The sequence below is a fragment of the Collimonas sp. OK242 genome (genome assembly GCF_900107095.1).
In the GTDB taxonomy this organism is placed as follows: Bacteria; Pseudomonadota; Gammaproteobacteria; order Burkholderiales; family Burkholderiaceae_D; genus Collimonas.
In genome coordinates this window covers 19,013-34,112 of record NZ_FNOR01000023.1, presented here as the reverse complement: position 1 = coordinate 34,112, position 15,100 = coordinate 19,013, and the positions used below count along the sequence as shown (strand labels likewise).

Annotated in this window: 15 protein-coding genes; 5 read left to right on the top strand and 10 right to left on the bottom strand. The window is 59.5% G+C overall.

Annotated elements, in window-relative coordinates; all coding sequences use genetic code 11:
* Positions 1–72 precede the first annotated feature (72 nt).
* The 7 genes from BLV81_RS21050 to BLV81_RS21020 all read right to left on the bottom strand — a co-directional run bounded on the left by BLV81_RS21050 (position 73) and on the right by BLV81_RS21020 (position 8,022).
* On the bottom strand, positions 73–867 hold the full coding sequence (locus tag BLV81_RS21050) for an SDR family NAD(P)-dependent oxidoreductase (protein WP_092359872.1): 795 nt from the start codon (positions 865–867) through the stop codon (positions 73–75).
* Between the two features lie 133 nt (positions 868–1,000).
* Positions 1,001–2,101, bottom strand: a complete 1,101-nt coding sequence (locus tag BLV81_RS21045; protein WP_092359871.1) for an alpha/beta hydrolase — start codon at positions 2,099–2,101, stop codon at positions 1,001–1,003.
* A gap of 115 nt (positions 2,102–2,216) precedes the next feature.
* Positions 2,217–2,951: an alpha/beta hydrolase gene (locus BLV81_RS21040; protein ID WP_092359870.1), complete on the bottom strand. Its 735-nt coding sequence runs from the start codon at positions 2,949–2,951 to the stop codon at positions 2,217–2,219.
* Between the two features lie 2 nt (positions 2,952–2,953).
* On the bottom strand, positions 2,954–4,132 hold the full coding sequence (locus BLV81_RS21035; protein WP_092359869.1) for a YncE family protein: 1,179 nt from the start codon (positions 4,130–4,132) through the stop codon (positions 2,954–2,956).
* Between the two features lie 80 nt (positions 4,133–4,212).
* On the bottom strand, positions 4,213–5,028 hold the full coding sequence (locus BLV81_RS21030) for a creatininase family protein (RefSeq protein WP_092359868.1): 816 nt from the start codon (positions 5,026–5,028) through the stop codon (positions 4,213–4,215).
* A 160-nt stretch (positions 5,029–5,188) separates the two neighbouring features.
* Positions 5,189–5,932 carry a tetratricopeptide repeat protein gene (locus BLV81_RS21025; protein WP_092359867.1) on the bottom strand — a complete coding sequence of 248 codons (744 nt, stop codon included), beginning with the start codon at positions 5,930–5,932 and terminating at the stop codon, positions 5,189–5,191.
* Positions 5,932–8,022: a bifunctional 2',3'-cyclic-nucleotide 2'-phosphodiesterase/3'-nucleotidase gene (locus BLV81_RS21020; protein WP_092359898.1), complete on the bottom strand. Its 2,091-nt coding sequence runs from the start codon at positions 8,020–8,022 to the stop codon at positions 5,932–5,934. Before BLV81_RS21020 ends, BLV81_RS21025 begins: the two co-directional genes overlap by 1 nt.
* Positions 8,023–8,469: 447 nt before the next feature.
* Here BLV81_RS21020 and ahpC point away from each other — a divergent pair, with 447 nt between their 5' ends.
* The 4 genes from ahpC (at position 8,470) to BLV81_RS21005 (ending at position 12,010) form a co-directional block, all read left to right on the top strand.
* Positions 8,470–9,033: an alkyl hydroperoxide reductase subunit C gene (gene ahpC / locus BLV81_RS21015; RefSeq protein ID WP_092359866.1), complete on the top strand. Its 564-nt coding sequence runs from the start codon at positions 8,470–8,472 to the stop codon at positions 9,031–9,033.
* A 103-nt stretch (positions 9,034–9,136) separates the two neighbouring features.
* Positions 9,137–10,732 (top strand): alkyl hydroperoxide reductase subunit F, encoded by a 1,596-nt coding sequence (gene ahpF / locus BLV81_RS21010; protein ID WP_092359865.1) that lies wholly within the window; start codon positions 9,137–9,139, stop codon positions 10,730–10,732.
* A 27-nt stretch (positions 10,733–10,759) separates the two neighbouring features.
* Positions 10,760–10,912, top strand: coding sequence for a hypothetical protein (locus BLV81_RS24000; RefSeq protein ID WP_176992922.1), 153 nt, complete (start codon positions 10,760–10,762; stop codon positions 10,910–10,912).
* A gap of 60 nt (positions 10,913–10,972) precedes the next feature.
* A complete protein-coding gene (locus tag BLV81_RS21005; protein WP_092359864.1) occupies positions 10,973–12,010 on the top strand; it encodes an isocitrate/isopropylmalate dehydrogenase family protein in 1,038 nt (345 codons plus the stop codon).
* Between the two features lie 17 nt (positions 12,011–12,027).
* Here BLV81_RS21005 and BLV81_RS21000 read toward each other — a convergent pair whose 3' ends face one another.
* The 3 genes from BLV81_RS21000 to BLV81_RS20990 form a co-directional block, all read right to left on the bottom strand.
* The gene (locus BLV81_RS21000; protein WP_092359863.1) at positions 12,028–12,444 is read right to left on the bottom strand and encodes a cupin domain-containing protein; all 417 of its coding nucleotides are present in this window, start codon (positions 12,442–12,444) and stop codon (positions 12,028–12,030) included.
* Between the two features lie 95 nt (positions 12,445–12,539).
* Positions 12,540–13,331, bottom strand: a complete 792-nt coding sequence (locus BLV81_RS20995; RefSeq protein ID WP_255365401.1) for a DUF2182 domain-containing protein — start codon at positions 13,329–13,331, stop codon at positions 12,540–12,542.
* Positions 13,332–13,964, bottom strand: a complete 633-nt coding sequence (locus BLV81_RS20990; protein ID WP_092359862.1) for a DUF1326 domain-containing protein — start codon at positions 13,962–13,964, stop codon at positions 13,332–13,334.
* 322 nt (positions 13,965–14,286) lie between these two features.
* Between BLV81_RS20990 and BLV81_RS20985 the strand changes: the two genes are divergently transcribed.
* Positions 14,287–14,919 (top strand): ABC transporter ATP-binding protein, encoded by a 633-nt coding sequence (locus BLV81_RS20985; protein WP_092359861.1) that lies wholly within the window; start codon positions 14,287–14,289, stop codon positions 14,917–14,919.
* The last annotated feature ends 181 nt before the right edge of the window (positions 14,920–15,100 follow it).

The window sequence follows — 15,100 nt, the reverse complement described above, 5'->3', positions numbered from 1 at the left end:
GACAGGCTGCGGAGCGAAACGTTCCGGCCCAGATTATCCCGCTTAGCAACTTCAAACGCCAGCCCTGCATGATCAGGCAATCGAACGCACCACGCCGCCATCCACGCGCAGCGCGGCACCGGTGGTGGCCGAGGCTTGCACAGAAGCGAGGTAGACCACCATATTGGCGACTTCCTCTACCGTGGCAAGACGCTGGATCAGCGAGCTCGGACGGTGCTCGGTCAGGAAATCGCGCTCCAGCGCTTCGGCCGCAACCCCTTTGTCGCGCGCCAGCGAGGCGAAAAAGTCGCCGACACCCTCGGAGCGGGTCGGTCCCGGCAACACCGCATTGACTGTGACGCCGCTGCCGGCCATGGTTTCCGCCAGGCCGCGCGAAACCGCCAGCAGGGCGGTCTTGGTCATCCCGTAATGCACCATTTCCTTGGGAATCTGCAGTCCCGATTCGCTCGACAGAAACAACACCCGGCCCCAGCCGCGCTTAGCCATGGCGGGCGCATAGTGGCGCGACAAGCGGACTGCGCTCATCACATTGACGTCGAAGAAGCGCTGCCATTCTTCATCGCTGATATCGAAGAAGGGCTTGGCTTCGAAGATGCCGAGATTGTTCACCAGGATGTCGGTATCCGGCACTTGCCTGAACAACAAGGCCGCGCCTTCTTGCGTGCCGAGGTCGGCCGCGATGCCTTGCAAGCGGGCGGTGGGGAATTTGTCGTGGATCTGCGCCAGCGCCTGGTCGACGCGCTGCTGGGTGCGGCCGTTCACTACTACCGTTGCGCCCGCTTGCGCCAGGCCGAGCGCAATCGCCAGGCCGATGCCGGCGGTCGAGCCGCTCACTATTGCATGTTTGTCGCTTAGATCGATTTTCATGGAATTCTCTCTAATGGTTAAGCAAAAGCCAAAAAGCCGGAACGGCCCGCGCGTAACGCTGCCGGCACATTGGCATCATAGAGGAAATCGGGAATCGATATTTTTCGCTGCCATCCCCTCCCTCGAAGCGGCCCTAGTTGGCCTTCTCTGCCAGAGGGCGCACGTACTGCAGCAGGCTGACCAGCATTTTTCCCGGCTCTTCCCATGGAATCATGTGCGCCGAGTGCTCGAACCAGACACCCTGCTTGTAGGGCGCATGCAGCTTGCCCAGCCAGGCGGCGGCGGGCGCGGTCGGGGTGGTGTAGTCGTGGCGTCCCATGAACATCACGACAGGTATCGGGAAGCTATGGATATTCGTAAAATCGACACTGACGAATTCGGGCAGGATTTTACCCAAGGTGAACAGGCTGCCCTCGTCGATGGCGCGGCTGTCGGCCTCGTCATACTCTGGCGATAGCAGCGGCGCGTCGAAATAATAGTTGGATGCATGACGGAATGCACTCAGGCCGCCGTAAAACTGAGGCCATTTCCTGGCGATGATGATGCGCTCGCGGGTGATGGGCTGGTCGCCCGGGTACGGCGCTATCGATTCCATCTCTTTCAGTGCGGCCGTGTTGTTCTGCGCTTTCGCTTGCTCAAGCGCGTATTCAAAGCTGATGCTTTCGTTTTCCCTGGTGCTGATGACCTGTCCGATGCCGACGTAGGCGTAGAACAGATCCGGCCGCTTCAGCGCGGCGCTCATGGCGACGATGGTGCCCCAGCTATGCCCCATCAGGATGATTTTCTTTTTGTGATAGCGCTGCTTGATGTATTCGGCTACTTCTATCGCATCGTCGACGTAACGGGCGATATGTATGCTGTCGCCAATGTCCTTCGGATCGGTGCCGCCATAGGTCTTGCCGGCGCCGCGCTGGTCCCAGTTAACCACGGTGAAATATTCTTCCATAGGCCGCTGGAACTGCCAGATGGTGGGGGTCAAAGGGGAGGCCGGCCCGCCGTGAACGAACAGGACGATGGGGTTGGCTTGATCCTGGCCCCTGACGTTCAGCCATTGGTCTATGCCGCCGATGCTGGTTTTATAGGACTCTTGTATGCCGGATGGGGCGACGATGCGCTCCAGATCGCGTACGACTTCTTGTGCTTTCCTGTAGTTTGCCGTGTCGGCGGACTGTTGCGCATGGACCTGGGTGGACGTCAGAGCGAGGATAAGGCAGCCTAGCCATACAATTTTCATGCGGTTCCTCCTGATAAAAGGTGGATGCAAGAGTAGCGGCAGTATGGCGGCAAATCAACATTCGTCCCGACAGACGGTAGCGCCGGCGGCGCCGTTCAACTGTGCAACGTAAGGGCTAGGGCGATGAACCTTGGGCGCAATCGACAATCAAGCCCATCAGTTCGTCAAATTCGTCCGGTCGCTCTTCGCTCAACAATGGAAACAGGCGCTGATGGTCGGCCCCGGCCACTACCCGCAGCTGGCGCGAACCGGCTTTGCGCGCCGCCAGCAGCAGCCGCTCCGGTATTTCCGGGGGGATCACGGCGTCGTGTTCGGCGGCAATGATCAGCAGATTACCCTTGAATTCCGACAGGATCGCGCAGGCATCGCTGTCGGCCCAGCTGCGGCCGCGCCGGATGATCTCCGAGAACTGCGGCCCGAACGGCACATCGTAAGCGGCAGGTTCATACACGCCCGGCACAATCAGAATCAAGGCGCCTACCTCATGCGTTTGCGTCAGCTTGATGGCGTTGTAAGCCCCCATGCTGCTGCCGAATATCACCAGCGGCTGTGATAGCGGGTGCAGCAAATTCTGCGCCGCGATCACCGCCTCGGCCTGGCGCGTGCGGCTGCTCAGCGAAGAGTATTGCAGCAAGCCGCCGGTATCGCCGTGGCCGATGCAATCGAAAGAAGTGCTCGCCACGCCGCGCGCCTGCAATGCCGGCCGCAATCCCGAGCGGCTGGCGGTGGCGCGCGAACTGCCGCCGGCGCCATGCAGTATCAAAGCATGGCAAGACGACGCGCCGGCCTGAAAATCGGCTTTCAGCGTGAAATTTTCATAGGCGACGTCGAAGGCTTCTATTGCCGGCATGATTAACGCATATTGCCGGTGTGGCCCAGCGAATAACGGCCGGGTTGCGGCCAGACGGTGAGACCGTGCGGTTCCGCGCCGACCGCGATCGATTTGACGGCGCCGCTGGTGGTGTCGATGGCATATACCACATCGTCAAAGCGGCCGGACAGCCACAACATCTTGCCATCCGCGCTGACGTTGCCCATGTCGGGACTGCCGCCGCCCGGGATCGGCCAGTTGGCCACCACCTGGCGCGTGGCGAAGTCGATCACCGAGACGCTGCCTTTGCCATGGCGCGCGCCATGGATCTTGTTCGAACCGCGATTGGCGACGTACAGCTTGCTGCCGTCGCGGCTCGGGTACAGGCCGTGGGTGCCGGTGCCGGTCTTGATGAAGCCGACCTTGGTGAAATTGTCGCCATCGATCACGAACACGCCGTCAGCCATCATGTCGGCGACAAAGAACACCTTGCCGTCCGGTGCAATGCGGATGTCCTGCGGCATGCCCTTCTTGTCGAGTTGCAGGTAGCCGACCACTTTGCGGTTGACCAGGTCGATCTTCGCCAGGCGGCCGCCGAACTCGCAGGTGAAGAGGGCGTATTTACCGTCGATAGAAAAATCGGCGTGGTTGATGCCTTTGCATTCCGGCACCGCCAGGCTCGACTTCAGGGCCATCGTATGCGGATCGCGGAAATCCAGCTGGGCGTGGGCTTCCACCACCACGATGGCTTCCTTGCCGTCGGGCGTGAAATACATATTGTAGGGATCGTCCACCGGCAGCTCCTTGCCCGGCTTCGCGGTCTTCGGATCGACCGGGGTCAGGCTGCCGTCGGGCCGGCCTTCGGCATTGTTGGCTACCCACAGGGTTTGCAGATCCCATGCCGGGACCACGTGCTGCGGGCTGAAACCGACGCGGAATTTCTCGACCACCTTGAACGTCGCCGGGTCAATCACGTAGACGTCGTTCGAACGCAGATTCGGCACATAAATCCGCGGCAAAGCGCCGGCCACCGCCGGGCTGAAACGACCGGCGCCGGCTTCGCTGTACAGATTAGCCGGATTGAGTACCGGCGGCATGCCCGGCACCGTGGTAATTGCGGGGGCGGGCGCAGCGGCGGCGCTGCCGGCGATGCATAAGGCAGCCAATGCAACGCTGACGGAGGATGCGAGGCGCGACAGGCGGCGAAGTTGAAAAGCCATGAGAGATTCCTTGATTAAATATGAGGCAACTGAGGTGGTAACCGAGTAGGTCGTAACTGTAAACAAATAGCGGAAAAAATCTAGCGGGCGGCGGTAGCCGTCTTCAGGGCATTGACGGTCTGCGTCACGATCGCATCGATGCCCAGCTGGCCAAGCTCCGCCGTCGAACGGCGCGGATCGCCGCCATAGACGCCGTCGGCCTGCCCGAGTTTCGGACCGTTGCGCAGGCTGTCCTGGCGCACCATCTGCGGCGCCACGGCGAGCTGCAATGAAGTATCCGCCAGCCCGGCGTGGGTGCCGATCTCGTCATCGCGATAACCGCGTTTGCGCAGGATTTGCGCGTAGCCGTCCGAGCTGCTGGCGTAATATTCCGGCGGCAGGATGGCCCGCGCCGGCGAGCCGGACCAGGCCTTGTTGAGCTGCGCCACCACCTTCTTGATATCGTTCTGATAACCGCCGTGATCGCCTAGAAAGACGATGTTCTTGAAGCCGTGCACCTTGAAACTGTTGGCGGCGGATTCCAGCGTCTTTTCAAAGACATCGTCCGGCACCGTGATGGTGCCGGGAAAACGCATGTGCGATGTGGCCGGAGCGTAACCGCCTTCCGGCACGTAGGCGATCACCGGCGCCACCAGCGCATTACCCAAGCCTTCGGCAATCCGCTGCGACAAGATCTTCACGCGGACGTTGTGCTTGCCCAGCGCGACGTCGGGGCCGCTTTGCTCGGTGGCGCCGATGGGAATGATGATGGTGGTCTTGCCGGCCGCGATCTGGGCCCGCAGCTCGGTCCAGGTCAGGTCTTCAAGGACGACGGTTTTCGGCGTTTGCGCGAAGGTAAGCTGTGCGGCGGTGAGGAAAATGGCGGCAACCAAAGTGCGTCGTAATGACAAAAGCATGAAAAATCCTCATGGAGAATGCAGGTCAGGTGTGTGCGGATGATGCCGGCGCGGACGCTGGCAGCCGGCATATGACGCCGGATCGGCACACAGGTTCCTGGCTAATTCTACTCCGTTGAGTATGAGGATATTTTGAAAATGACTTATATGGCCCTGCTTGTCACTGGTAATTATTCCAGCGCATGCTGCGTTCGTCAGTCGCTTCCTTGATCAGGTGGCGCGCCCGCACCGGATCGCGTCCGCCATGCCGGTCGCTGCTCTCCAGGCTCATGGCCAGCGCCTGTATCGCTACCGGAAAATCGCCCGCGGCCGAGCGTTCCAGCCATTCCCGGGCCAAGCGCGGGTCCTGTTCCACCCCTTCACCTGCGGCATAAGCATTCGACAGCAGGAACATCGCCTGCGCATTGCCCTGCACGCTAGCCTCCAGCAGCCATTTAGCCGAGCGCTTGAGATCGCGTGGCACGCCTTCGCCATATTTCGCCATGCGGGCCAGCATGAAACCGGCTTTTGCATTGCCTGCTACGGCCGCTCGCTCATACCAGTTCCAGGCTTGGCCGTAGTCAAGCTGGAAACCCAGCCCGCCTTGATAGAAAGCCTGCCCCAGCTGAAACTGCGCTTCGACATCATTTGCGGCTGCCGCGTTCTGCAGCCATGCGCCGGCTTGTGCGGATTGCTCAGGCATCGACGCCAGCGCCAACGCCAGTTCGCGCTGCGCCACCGGCCGGCCGGCGACGGCCCAGGCGCGCAGCTGGGCAATCGCGCTTTGCTGGCGGCCGTGCAGGGCCAGCAAACCCACCGATTCGATGCGGGCATTGTCCGGCCCCGTATCCTGGGTCTGCCTGCATGCACCCAAGGCAGCCGCAGCCAGCAAGAGCGCCATCACCTGCAATTTTTTATTACTCATCACTTGCTCAGGTCGATAGCGTATTTGGCAAACCCGCTGGCATCCAGCGCGCCTTCCGCTTTCACCTGGCTCAAGCCCAGCGCTTGCGCCACCGGCAGCTTGCCCGGCGCCGAACGCAGGATGACCGGGCCTTGGGTGGTCACCTTGACGAAACTCCAGCTTTGCCCGCTGCCGTTTGCCGCGCTGGTGACCTTGCCCTGCTTTTTCAGATAAGCGCTGACCACCGCCTGGTTGGCGTCGGGCGACTTGATGATGGTCTTGCTGCCGTCTATGCCCGGCACATTGCCTCCGCCGCCGGCACGGTAGTCATTGGTGGCGACGATGAAATCGTCGGTATCAGCCACCGCCTTGCCGGCATAGGTCAGGTTGCTGACGCGGCTGCCGACCGGTTTGGTGACATCGATCTGATATTGCATCGCATTGTTTTCGGCATAGAACACGTCGTAGTTGAAGATCGTCGAGTAGGACGGCACCAGGTCTTGCTCGGCGGTGCTGGCCGGATCGATCGTGGCGAACTGCTTCGCTGCGGTTTCCAGCCATTTTTTCAGGTCGGAACCCTTGATCTTGACCGCTTGCAGGTTGTTGTTGCCATATAAGTACAGATCGCCCGGATTCCGTACTTGCAAGCCGAACGGCGCAGCCGACGAAGCACCGGGAGCGACATCGGTAAAGTCGGTCGGACCGTTGCGGCCGGCTTTGAACGGCGCGCTGCAGGAAATGACCGGGATCGCCTTGTAGCCGGCCAGCACCGGATCGGTCGAATTGGCGAGGAAGTTCTTCACATAGTCGATCTGCGCCTGGTTGACGATCTGGATCGCGCTGACATCGCCCACCAGCGAAAAGTACGCCGACATCTCGAAATCGGTGGTGGTGCCCAGCGGCTGCGTGGCGTAGGACAGCGTGGCCTGGTGTTCGGTGGCGACCAGCGGCGCAATCGACGGCTCGGCAGCGATGATGGTCTTGCCGTCGGTATATTTGAAGCCGCGCGCCTCAACATTGGTCTGGTCTTTCTGCACCACCCATTTACCGCCCTGGTATTTCAGCACCATCTTGATGATGCCGAGACGCCGCCCCCAGCTTTGCGCCATCACTGCCGGAATGCCGTTGACCAGGCCTTTGCTGGTATCCACCAGGGTGCTCGGCAAGGCCGACAACGAAGCATCGATGGCTGGCGCGCCGGCTTCACGCGCTTGCGGGAAGATCAGGTGGGCGTGGCCCAGCATCAGCGCGTCGATGCCGGTACCGGCAAGATACAAACTGCCGTTTTCCATCTTGGGGCTGTAAGGCGCAGCATCCAGCCCGCCGTGCGACAGGGCCACCACCAGGTCGGCGCCCTTGCTGCGCATCTCCGGCACATACTTGAGCGCCGTTTCCTGCACGCCGTTGACCATCACCTTGCCGGCCAGGTTCTTCTGGTCCCAATCCATGATCTGCGGCGGCACAAAGCTGATGATGCCGACATTCAGCGCGACATTCATGGTGCTGCCGTCAGGCTTGGTGGCGCCGAACTGCTTGGCGATCAGCGCATACGGATTGAAAATCGGCTTGCCCGACGCCACGCCGACCACGTTGGACAACACCAGCGGGAAATTCGGCGCGCCGCAGTTGCTGCCTTTCTGCACGCCCGGAACGCCGAAGTCGGTATTGGTGATCTGGCTCAGGAAATCGAGACCGTAGTTGAATTCATGATTGCCCATGCCGGCGCCGTCGTACTGCAAGGCATTCATCACCTTATGCACCGCCAGCGTGCCGCTGCAGGTAAGCGGCGCGGCAACCGCCTGGTAATCGCCGAGCAGCGTGCCCTGGATCACATCGCCATCGTCCAGCAAGAGATTATTGGGATTTTCCTGGCGCGCGCCCTTGATCAGGGTTGCGGTGCGTTCAAGGCCGAGGCTGGTGTCGGCCTTCAAGCCGTAGTAGTCGTAGCTGAGGACGTTCTGGTGGATGTCGGTGGTTTCCAGCAATGCCAGCTTCAGCACCGTCCCCTCCGGGATGACGACTTCAAGATTGCTGCCGCCATTGCTGCTGCAAGCGGTAACGGCGGCGGAAACGGCCAGCGCGGCCAGGACGGTCAACGCGGTCAAACGCATCTTTTTATGCATGGTAACTTTCGGAAATATTTACGGGGCTGGTCTTGATAAGAAGCTGGCGCCACTGACACGCACTTTTTGGGGGCGTTCCGGGCGGAGATTATATTTTGGAAATATTTCCCGTTCATTACATTGCGTTACATTCGGGTCGGACTTGTACATTTGCAGGGTTCCAGGATCTCGGCATGACGAATCAGAGCAGTTTGCTTAAACTAATAGCCCGATAAAGCGTCCATTCATTTCTGGTCAGTTTTTTTGATTGCCTGGAAAGCATGATGTGTACCAAGGCAAAATGCATGCAAAGGAGGAATTCGTCGGTTATCGATAGTTATTTCAAATCGAAACACAAAATTAAATCAATTATACAAATGAACCAACCTGGTTTATCGTTGCTACCTAGACTTCTCAACCCAGCTTCTCAACCCAGTACTTAGTAAGGAAAACACTATGTCTCTGATCAATACCCAAGTTAAGCCGTTCTCGGCAACTGCCCTGCACAACGGCAAATTCGTTCCAGTCACTCAGGACACCCTGAAGGGCAAATGGTCGGTATTCGTTTTCTACCCAGCCGACTTCACTTTCGTCTGCCCGACCGAACTGGAAGACCTGGCCGACAACTACGCTGAATTCCAAAAACTGGGCGTGGAAATCTACGGCATCTCGACCGACACCCATTTCGCTCACAAGGCATGGCACGACACATCGGACGCGATCAAGAAAGTGAACTACCCGCTGATCGGCGATCCGACTGCAACGCTGTCGCGCAACTTTGAAGTGCTGATCGAAGAAGAAGGCCTGGCGCTGCGCGGCACCTTCGTGATCAATCCGGAAGGCCTGATCAAGCTGTACGAAATCCACGACAACGGCATCGGCCGCGACGCTTCGGAATTGCTGCGCAAAGTCAAGGCAGCGCAATACGTGGCTTCGCACCCAGGCGAAGTTTGCCCAGCCAAGTGGAAAGAAGGCGAAGCAACCCTGACGCCATCGCTGGACCTGGTCGGCAAGATCTGATTTAGCTGCACGTGTTTTACGGTTCGAGTCTGAAACCCGGCTCGAACCGGCACTACCCCTATTCCAATCGTCACAAACAACGTGACACACGCAAGGAACCGCCATGCTTGATGCAAATCTCAAAACCCAATTGAAAAGCTATTTGGAAAAAATCGTGCAACCGATTGAGATCGTTGCGTCGCTGGATAACGGTGACAAGTCGCGTGAACTGCAATCGCTGTTGCAGGAAATCGCGACGCTGTCGGAACGCATCACGCTGATCGAGCGCAGCGACGACAACGAACGCAAGCCCTCGTTCTCCATCAATCGCCCAGGCGTCGATAGCGGCATCCGTTTTGCCGCCATTCCGATGGGCCACGAATTCACTTCGCTGGTGCTGGCCTTGCTGCAAGTCGGCGGCCATCCGGTGAAGCTGGACGAAGCCGTGATCGAACAGATCCGCAACCTGGATGGCGATTACGTATTCGAAACCTATATCTCCCTGTCTTGCCAGAACTGCCCTGAGGTAGTGCAGGCGCTGAACGTGATGGCGCTGATCAATCCGCGCATCCGTCAAGTCACCATCGACGGCGCCCTGTTCCAGGATGAAGTGGAACAACGCGAAATCATGGCGGTGCCGACCACCTACCTGAACGGTGCAGTGTTCGGCCAGGGCCGCACCAGCGTCGAAGAAATCCTCGCCAAGCTGGATACCGGCGCCGGCGCCCGCAAGGCGGTCGAACTGAGCGCCAAGGAAGCCTACGATGTGCTGATCGTCGGCGGCGGTCCTGCCGGCGCGGCAGCTGCGATCTATGCAGCGCGCAAGGGCATCCGCACCGGCGTGGTGTCGGAACGCTTCGGCGGCCAGGTGCTGGATACGCTGGCGATTGAAAACTTCGTTTCGGTAAAAGAAACCGAGGGACCGAAGTTCGCCACCGCGCTGGAACAGCACGTCAAGACCTATGAAGTCGACATCATGAACGTGCAACTGGCGTCGGCCCTGGTTCCAGGCAAGCTGATCGAAATCAAGCTGGCCAACGGCGGTTCGCTGAAAAGCAAGACCGTGGTGCTGGCCACCGGCGCCCGCTGGCGCGAAATCAACGTGCCGGGCGAACGCGAATACCGTAACCACGGCGTCGCCTACTGCCCGCACTGCGACGGCCCGCTGTTCAAAGGCAAGCGCGTGGCGGTGATCGGCGGCGGCAATTCCGGCGTGGAAGCGGCGATCGACCTGGCCGGTTTGGTGAGCCACGTCACCTTGATCGAATTCGGCGACGAGTTGCGCGCGGATGCAGTGCTGCAACGCAAGCTGCACAGCCTGGCCAACGTGACCGTGATCACCTCGGCGCAAACCACCGAAATCACCGGCGACAGCAAGAAGGTCAACGGCCTGGTGTACCAGGACCGCAAGACCGGCGCCGCGCATACCGTCGAACTCGAAGGCGTGTTCGTGCAAATCGGCCTGGTGCCGAATACCGAATGGCTGAAAGGCACGCTGGCCTTGTCGCGCCATGGCGAGATCGAAGTCGACGCCAAGGGCCAGACCTCGATCCCGGGCGTATTCGCCGCCGGCGACGTCACCACCGTGCCGTTCAAGCAGATCGTGATTGCGGTGGGCGAGGGCGCCAAGGCTTCCTTGAGCGCATTCGATTATCTGATCCGCAGTTCGGACTCGGATGAAGAAGATGTCGCCAGCGAAGCCGAGGCTGTTGCTGCCTAAGTAAGCAACTTAAGTAAGCAACTTGCCATGAAGTTCTGCGCCAGCCCGATCCGCGGCTGGCGCAACCGCGACCTGCCGCGATTCCCCCCTTATTTGTTTGAAACGCAACGCGACAGCGATGCCGCGTGCTTTCCCCTGCGCGCCGTCTATGTAAACTGGCCGAAAGCATCGCGGTGCTAATATTGTCGGTCTCAGCGCCTGTTCGCGCTTGTTCCGTCATTGCGCTCTCAAGAGGATTCCATGAATACCCCGACACTTAAGCAAATTCCCGCCACGCTGATTCCCGGCGACGGCATCGGCCCTGAAGTGGTCGAGGCCACGGTCCAGGTGTTGGCCGCTCTGGGATCTCCTTTCTCCTGGGATATACAACAAGCAGGCGTGGCCGGCGTCAACAGCAGCGGCGACCCGCTGCCGGAAGCCACCCTGGCCAGCATCCGCAAGACCAGGCTCGCCCTCAAAGGCCCGCTGACCACGCCGATAGGCGAAGGCTTCCGTTCCTCCAACGTCCGTCTGCGCGAAGAATTCCAGCTATATGCCAATGTGCGGCCAGTAAGAACGATTGTTCCGGGCCGCTATGAAGACATCGACGTCGTCCTGATCCGGGAAAACATCGGCGGCTTCTATGTGGCGCACGAATACTATATTCCGGTCGGCGACGATCCGCGCGCCGTTGCCGTCTCCACCGGCATCAACACGCGCGAAGCCTGCCGGAAGATTGCGCGCTTCGCCTTTGAATACGCGGTAAAGAACGGCCGCAAGAAAATCACCGTGGTGCACAAGGCCAACATCCTCAAGGCGCTGACCGGCATCTTTCTCGAAGCCGCCCGCGAAGTAGCGCGCGAGTATGAAGGCAAAGTGCAGATGAACGACATGATCGTCGACGCCTGCGCGATGCAGCTGGTGCTCAACCCCTGGCAGTTCGACATGCTCCTGTGCACCAATCTGTTCGGCGATATCCTGTCGGATCAGCTGGCAGGCCTGGTGGGCGGCCTCGGCATGGCGCCCGGCGCGAATATCGGCGATGACGTCGCGATCTTCGAAGCGGTGCACGGCTCGGCGCCGGATATTGCCGGCAAGGGCATCGCCAATCCGATCTCGTTGCTGCTGGCAGCGGGGCAGATGCTGGACCATGTCGGCCACGATGACATGGCCCTGCGACTGCGCACCGCGATCACCGACACGTTGAACAAGGACAAAATTGCTACCGGCGATCTGAAGGGTAAGGCATCCACTCAAGAGTTTACCGATGCGATTGTGCGCAGGTTGCAGAGCGCCTGAAAAAGATTCAAACCGGTCTACGGTACCCGGGCATCCAGTTCGGGATGCATCTCTACGCTTTCCTGGGCAGTCGGCTCATCGCGCACACCGATAAAGACCGCTGGCACGTTGCTGCGATTCACCGCAACGTGCGGAATGCCGGCCGGGATATAGAGATAATCCCCGGGATACGCCTTCTCCTGCTGCTCCAGTGCATTACCTGTCCATAACTCAACTACATCTCCGCTCAGCATATAGAAAGCCGACTCGTGGTATGGATGAATATGCGCCCTGGTCCGGCCTTCGGGCGGAATCGTTACCATCCCGAGAAACAGGACCTGCGATCCGACCGTCTCTTTGCTGATGCCCGGGATGTATTCCGATCCCTGCTTGCTCACATAACTGGCAGCCCCGGAAACGACGCATCCGAACTTGTGCTTCAACGCAGTTTTCATTTTCCTGTCTCCCGGAAAGATGCATTACGCCAGCCCATGCCAGCACATACTCGCGCCTTGGACGGCATCAAACCTCGCTGCATGGGATGTTCTGTTCAGGCCATCGAATACAAAGTCGCCGCGCCCCACGCGATCAACAGGACGCCGGCGCCACGGCCGATCCAGTGACCGGCGGGCGCAAGTTTTTCGATCAGGATAAACAGGGCGATGCCGCCGATCCAGGTAAAGTTCATCACGCCGCCGACGAACAGCAGCAGCATCAGCAGCCAGCAGCAACCGACACAGTAAGCACCGTGCCGGAAACCCATCACAAACGCCCCGCGCACCCCGGCCCGCCAATGCGTCGTCAGGAAATCGATCGGCGAACGGCAGTGGCGCAGGCAAACCTGCTTTAGCGGCGTCCATTGGTACAGGCCGGCGGTGATCAACACCGCTGCCGCCAGGAAGGTGCTGGTGCTTGCCATCATCGGCGACAGCAACGCACTTTGCTCCAGCACATACTGCAGCGCGGCAGCCGCCAGGCTGAACGTAGCCCAGACCGCGACGTAGCCCAGCATGAAGCCGCCGGATGCGGTCACCAGCTCGCCGCTTGCGGCTTTGCTGCGCGCGATAATGGAATAGAGCAGTATCATCGGCGCGGCGCTTGGCAACATCATGGCCGCCATCATGACCGCCCACATCGCGAACACAAGGACTGCATGGCCGAGCGTCCACGGCCCCATGCTCATCGGCATCAGCATGTCGCCCATCGCCTGCACCATCCCGGCGCCGGTCAGCAGGTAGGTCCAGGACAGGATGACGACGACCAGCAGTCCGGCCACGACCAGGACACGATCATGTCGCAGCACTCTTTGCAGCACTCCTTGCATGAATGTGCTATCGGCCATTCAAGCCGCCACGCCGTCCGGTGTCTGCACCACGTTCGCCAGCGTACTGTGGCTGCCCGTAGTCTCGAACTTGATGGCGCCGTTGCTGCGGATATTGGCCGACGCCACCTCGCCCTCGTGATGCTCGAAACCCTCCGGCATCACAATCCGGATCCGGTGCGGCGCACCGGTCACCGGGTTCTTGATCGGCTCCACCTCGGTTTCCAGCACGCCGGGGATGACCAGGCGCGCGGTCCTGGCAGCCTTGTCGAACTCAAACGTGACGGGAGCGAAAATGGGGTCGTGCATCGTCGTCACGATCAGGCTGAAGATATGGAACAAGGTCCCTTCCGCCGAGTTCTGCCCCGACATGATGCCGAACAATGCCTCGCGCTGGGCCGGGCTGGCGCGCTCTTCAATGATAGGCTGCAGTTGCCCGTTTCCTTCATGCAATGCGCCCGGGAACGACACCACCACGAAGAAGCTCAAGCCATCCAGATTGGTGGTGCCGAAATGGCCCTTGGTGATACGCATGCCTGCGAGGCCCTTGCAGCTGCCCTGCGTCGGCCTGGCGTTGAAATCGCAAGGGCATCCGAATGCGCAGTTGCAGTTCTTGATCCATTCGCCTTCGAGGCGCCAGTCAGCTTGTGCCATGTTATTCTCCTGTCAGTGTTTGTGAACGCATCGGTGTTCGACGCGATCGACATGCGAGCCTGAAGCAGGTCAGCAGATCCTTTGAATGCTTACAATCGAGACATGTTGTGCTTCAGCATTGAGACGTTGCGCGCACGTAAGATGGCGCGTAAATTCATTGTCAAAAAATGTGTTTTCATTGAGTGAAGATTAGTGCACGTCTTGACCTATTACAAATGGTTTTGACCTGTTCTTGCGACCCTCGCCAGGCTGCACGGAAACACATCGGCTGACGCGCTGCAAGCAGTATCCGGTTCCCCGTTTATAGTTGAAAATCCATGCCATGAAGCAGCATCACACAGCCATCCTGCAAGCCGTCAATCTCACTTTTCATTACCCCGAGCAAAAATTATTCAGCAACTGGTCAGCCGACATTCCTGCAGGCATCACGCTGGTGCGCGGCGGCGATGGACGCGGCAAGAGCAGTTTGTTGCGGCTGCTGGCCGGCGACCTGCCGGCCCAGGCGGGGGAATTGCAGATCAACGATGTGCGCTTGCATGAGCAGTCCGATGCTTATCGGCGCCAGGTATTTTGGGTGGACCCGCGTTCGGAAGCATTCGACCAGATGACGGCGCACGAGTATTTTGCATCGCTGCATGCCGCATATCCCGGGTTTGACGATGGGCTGTTGCCGGCGCTCACTGAAGGATTGTCGCTGACGCCGCATCTGGACAAGCAGCTATATAAATTATCCACAGGAAGCAAACGAAAAGTCTGGCTGGCCGCGGCGTTCGCTGCCGGCGCCACGCTCAATTTGCTGGACGATCCGTTTGCCGGGCTGGATAAGGCATCGATCAATTTCGTTGTGAAGATGCTGAATCAGGTTGCCGGCAATCCGGGGCAGGCTTGGGTGATTGCGCTTTATGAAGCGCCGGAGGGAGTGCCGCTGGCGGCGGTGGTGGAACTGGGAGATTGAGAGGTCGTCTGCCAAGCAAACGATGCCTGGCATACATATTTATTGCCAGGTAACTCGGCGCAAATCTCATCTGGAAGCGATGGGGAAAATCCATTGTATTTCCATTGGTTAGTGCTAAAAAAACGACTATCCCTTGGATTTATACTGGTTTTAGAGGTTCATCAAATCTTTCCGGCTGAAG

What these genes read in the sequence shown, in the direction of transcription:
- BLV81_RS21020 (WP_092359898.1), bottom strand. Translation starts at nt 8,022, where the DNA reads ATGCGTTTGACCGCGTTGACCGTCCTGGCCGCGCTGGCCGTTTCCGCC.
- BLV81_RS24000 (WP_176992922.1), top strand. Translation starts at nt 10,760, where the DNA reads ATGAAGTTCTGCGCCAGCCCGATCCGCGGCTGGCGCAACCGCGACCTG.
- BLV81_RS21045 (WP_092359871.1), bottom strand. Translation starts at nt 2,101, where the DNA reads ATGAAAATTGTATGGCTAGGCTGCCTTATCCTCGCTCTGACGTCCACC.
- BLV81_RS20995 (WP_255365401.1), bottom strand. Translation starts at nt 13,331, where the DNA reads ATGGCCGATAGCACATTCATGCAAGGAGTGCTGCAAAGAGTGCTGCGA.
- ahpF (WP_092359865.1), top strand. Translation starts at nt 9,137, where the DNA reads ATGCTTGATGCAAATCTCAAAACCCAATTGAAAAGCTATTTGGAAAAA.
- BLV81_RS21025 (WP_092359867.1), bottom strand. Translation starts at nt 5,932, where the DNA reads ATGAGTAATAAAAAATTGCAGGTGATGGCGCTCTTGCTGGCTGCGGCT.
- BLV81_RS20990 (WP_092359862.1), bottom strand. Translation starts at nt 13,964, where the DNA reads ATGGCACAAGCTGACTGGCGCCTCGAAGGCGAATGGATCAAGAACTGC.
- BLV81_RS21035 (WP_092359869.1), bottom strand. Translation starts at nt 4,132, where the DNA reads ATGGCTTTTCAACTTCGCCGCCTGTCGCGCCTCGCATCCTCCGTCAGC.
- BLV81_RS21040 (WP_092359870.1), bottom strand. Translation starts at nt 2,951, where the DNA reads ATGCCGGCAATAGAAGCCTTCGACGTCGCCTATGAAAATTTCACGCTG.
- BLV81_RS20985 (WP_092359861.1), top strand. Translation starts at nt 14,287, where the DNA reads ATGAAGCAGCATCACACAGCCATCCTGCAAGCCGTCAATCTCACTTTT.
- ahpC (WP_092359866.1), top strand. Translation starts at nt 8,470, where the DNA reads ATGTCTCTGATCAATACCCAAGTTAAGCCGTTCTCGGCAACTGCCCTG.
- BLV81_RS21000 (WP_092359863.1), bottom strand. Translation starts at nt 12,444, where the DNA reads ATGAAAACTGCGTTGAAGCACAAGTTCGGATGCGTCGTTTCCGGGGCT.
- BLV81_RS21030 (WP_092359868.1), bottom strand. Translation starts at nt 5,028, where the DNA reads ATGCTTTTGTCATTACGACGCACTTTGGTTGCCGCCATTTTCCTCACC.
- BLV81_RS21050 (WP_092359872.1), bottom strand. Translation starts at nt 867, where the DNA reads ATGAAAATCGATCTAAGCGACAAACATGCAATAGTGAGCGGCTCGACC.
- BLV81_RS21005 (WP_092359864.1), top strand. Translation starts at nt 10,973, where the DNA reads ATGAATACCCCGACACTTAAGCAAATTCCCGCCACGCTGATTCCCGGC.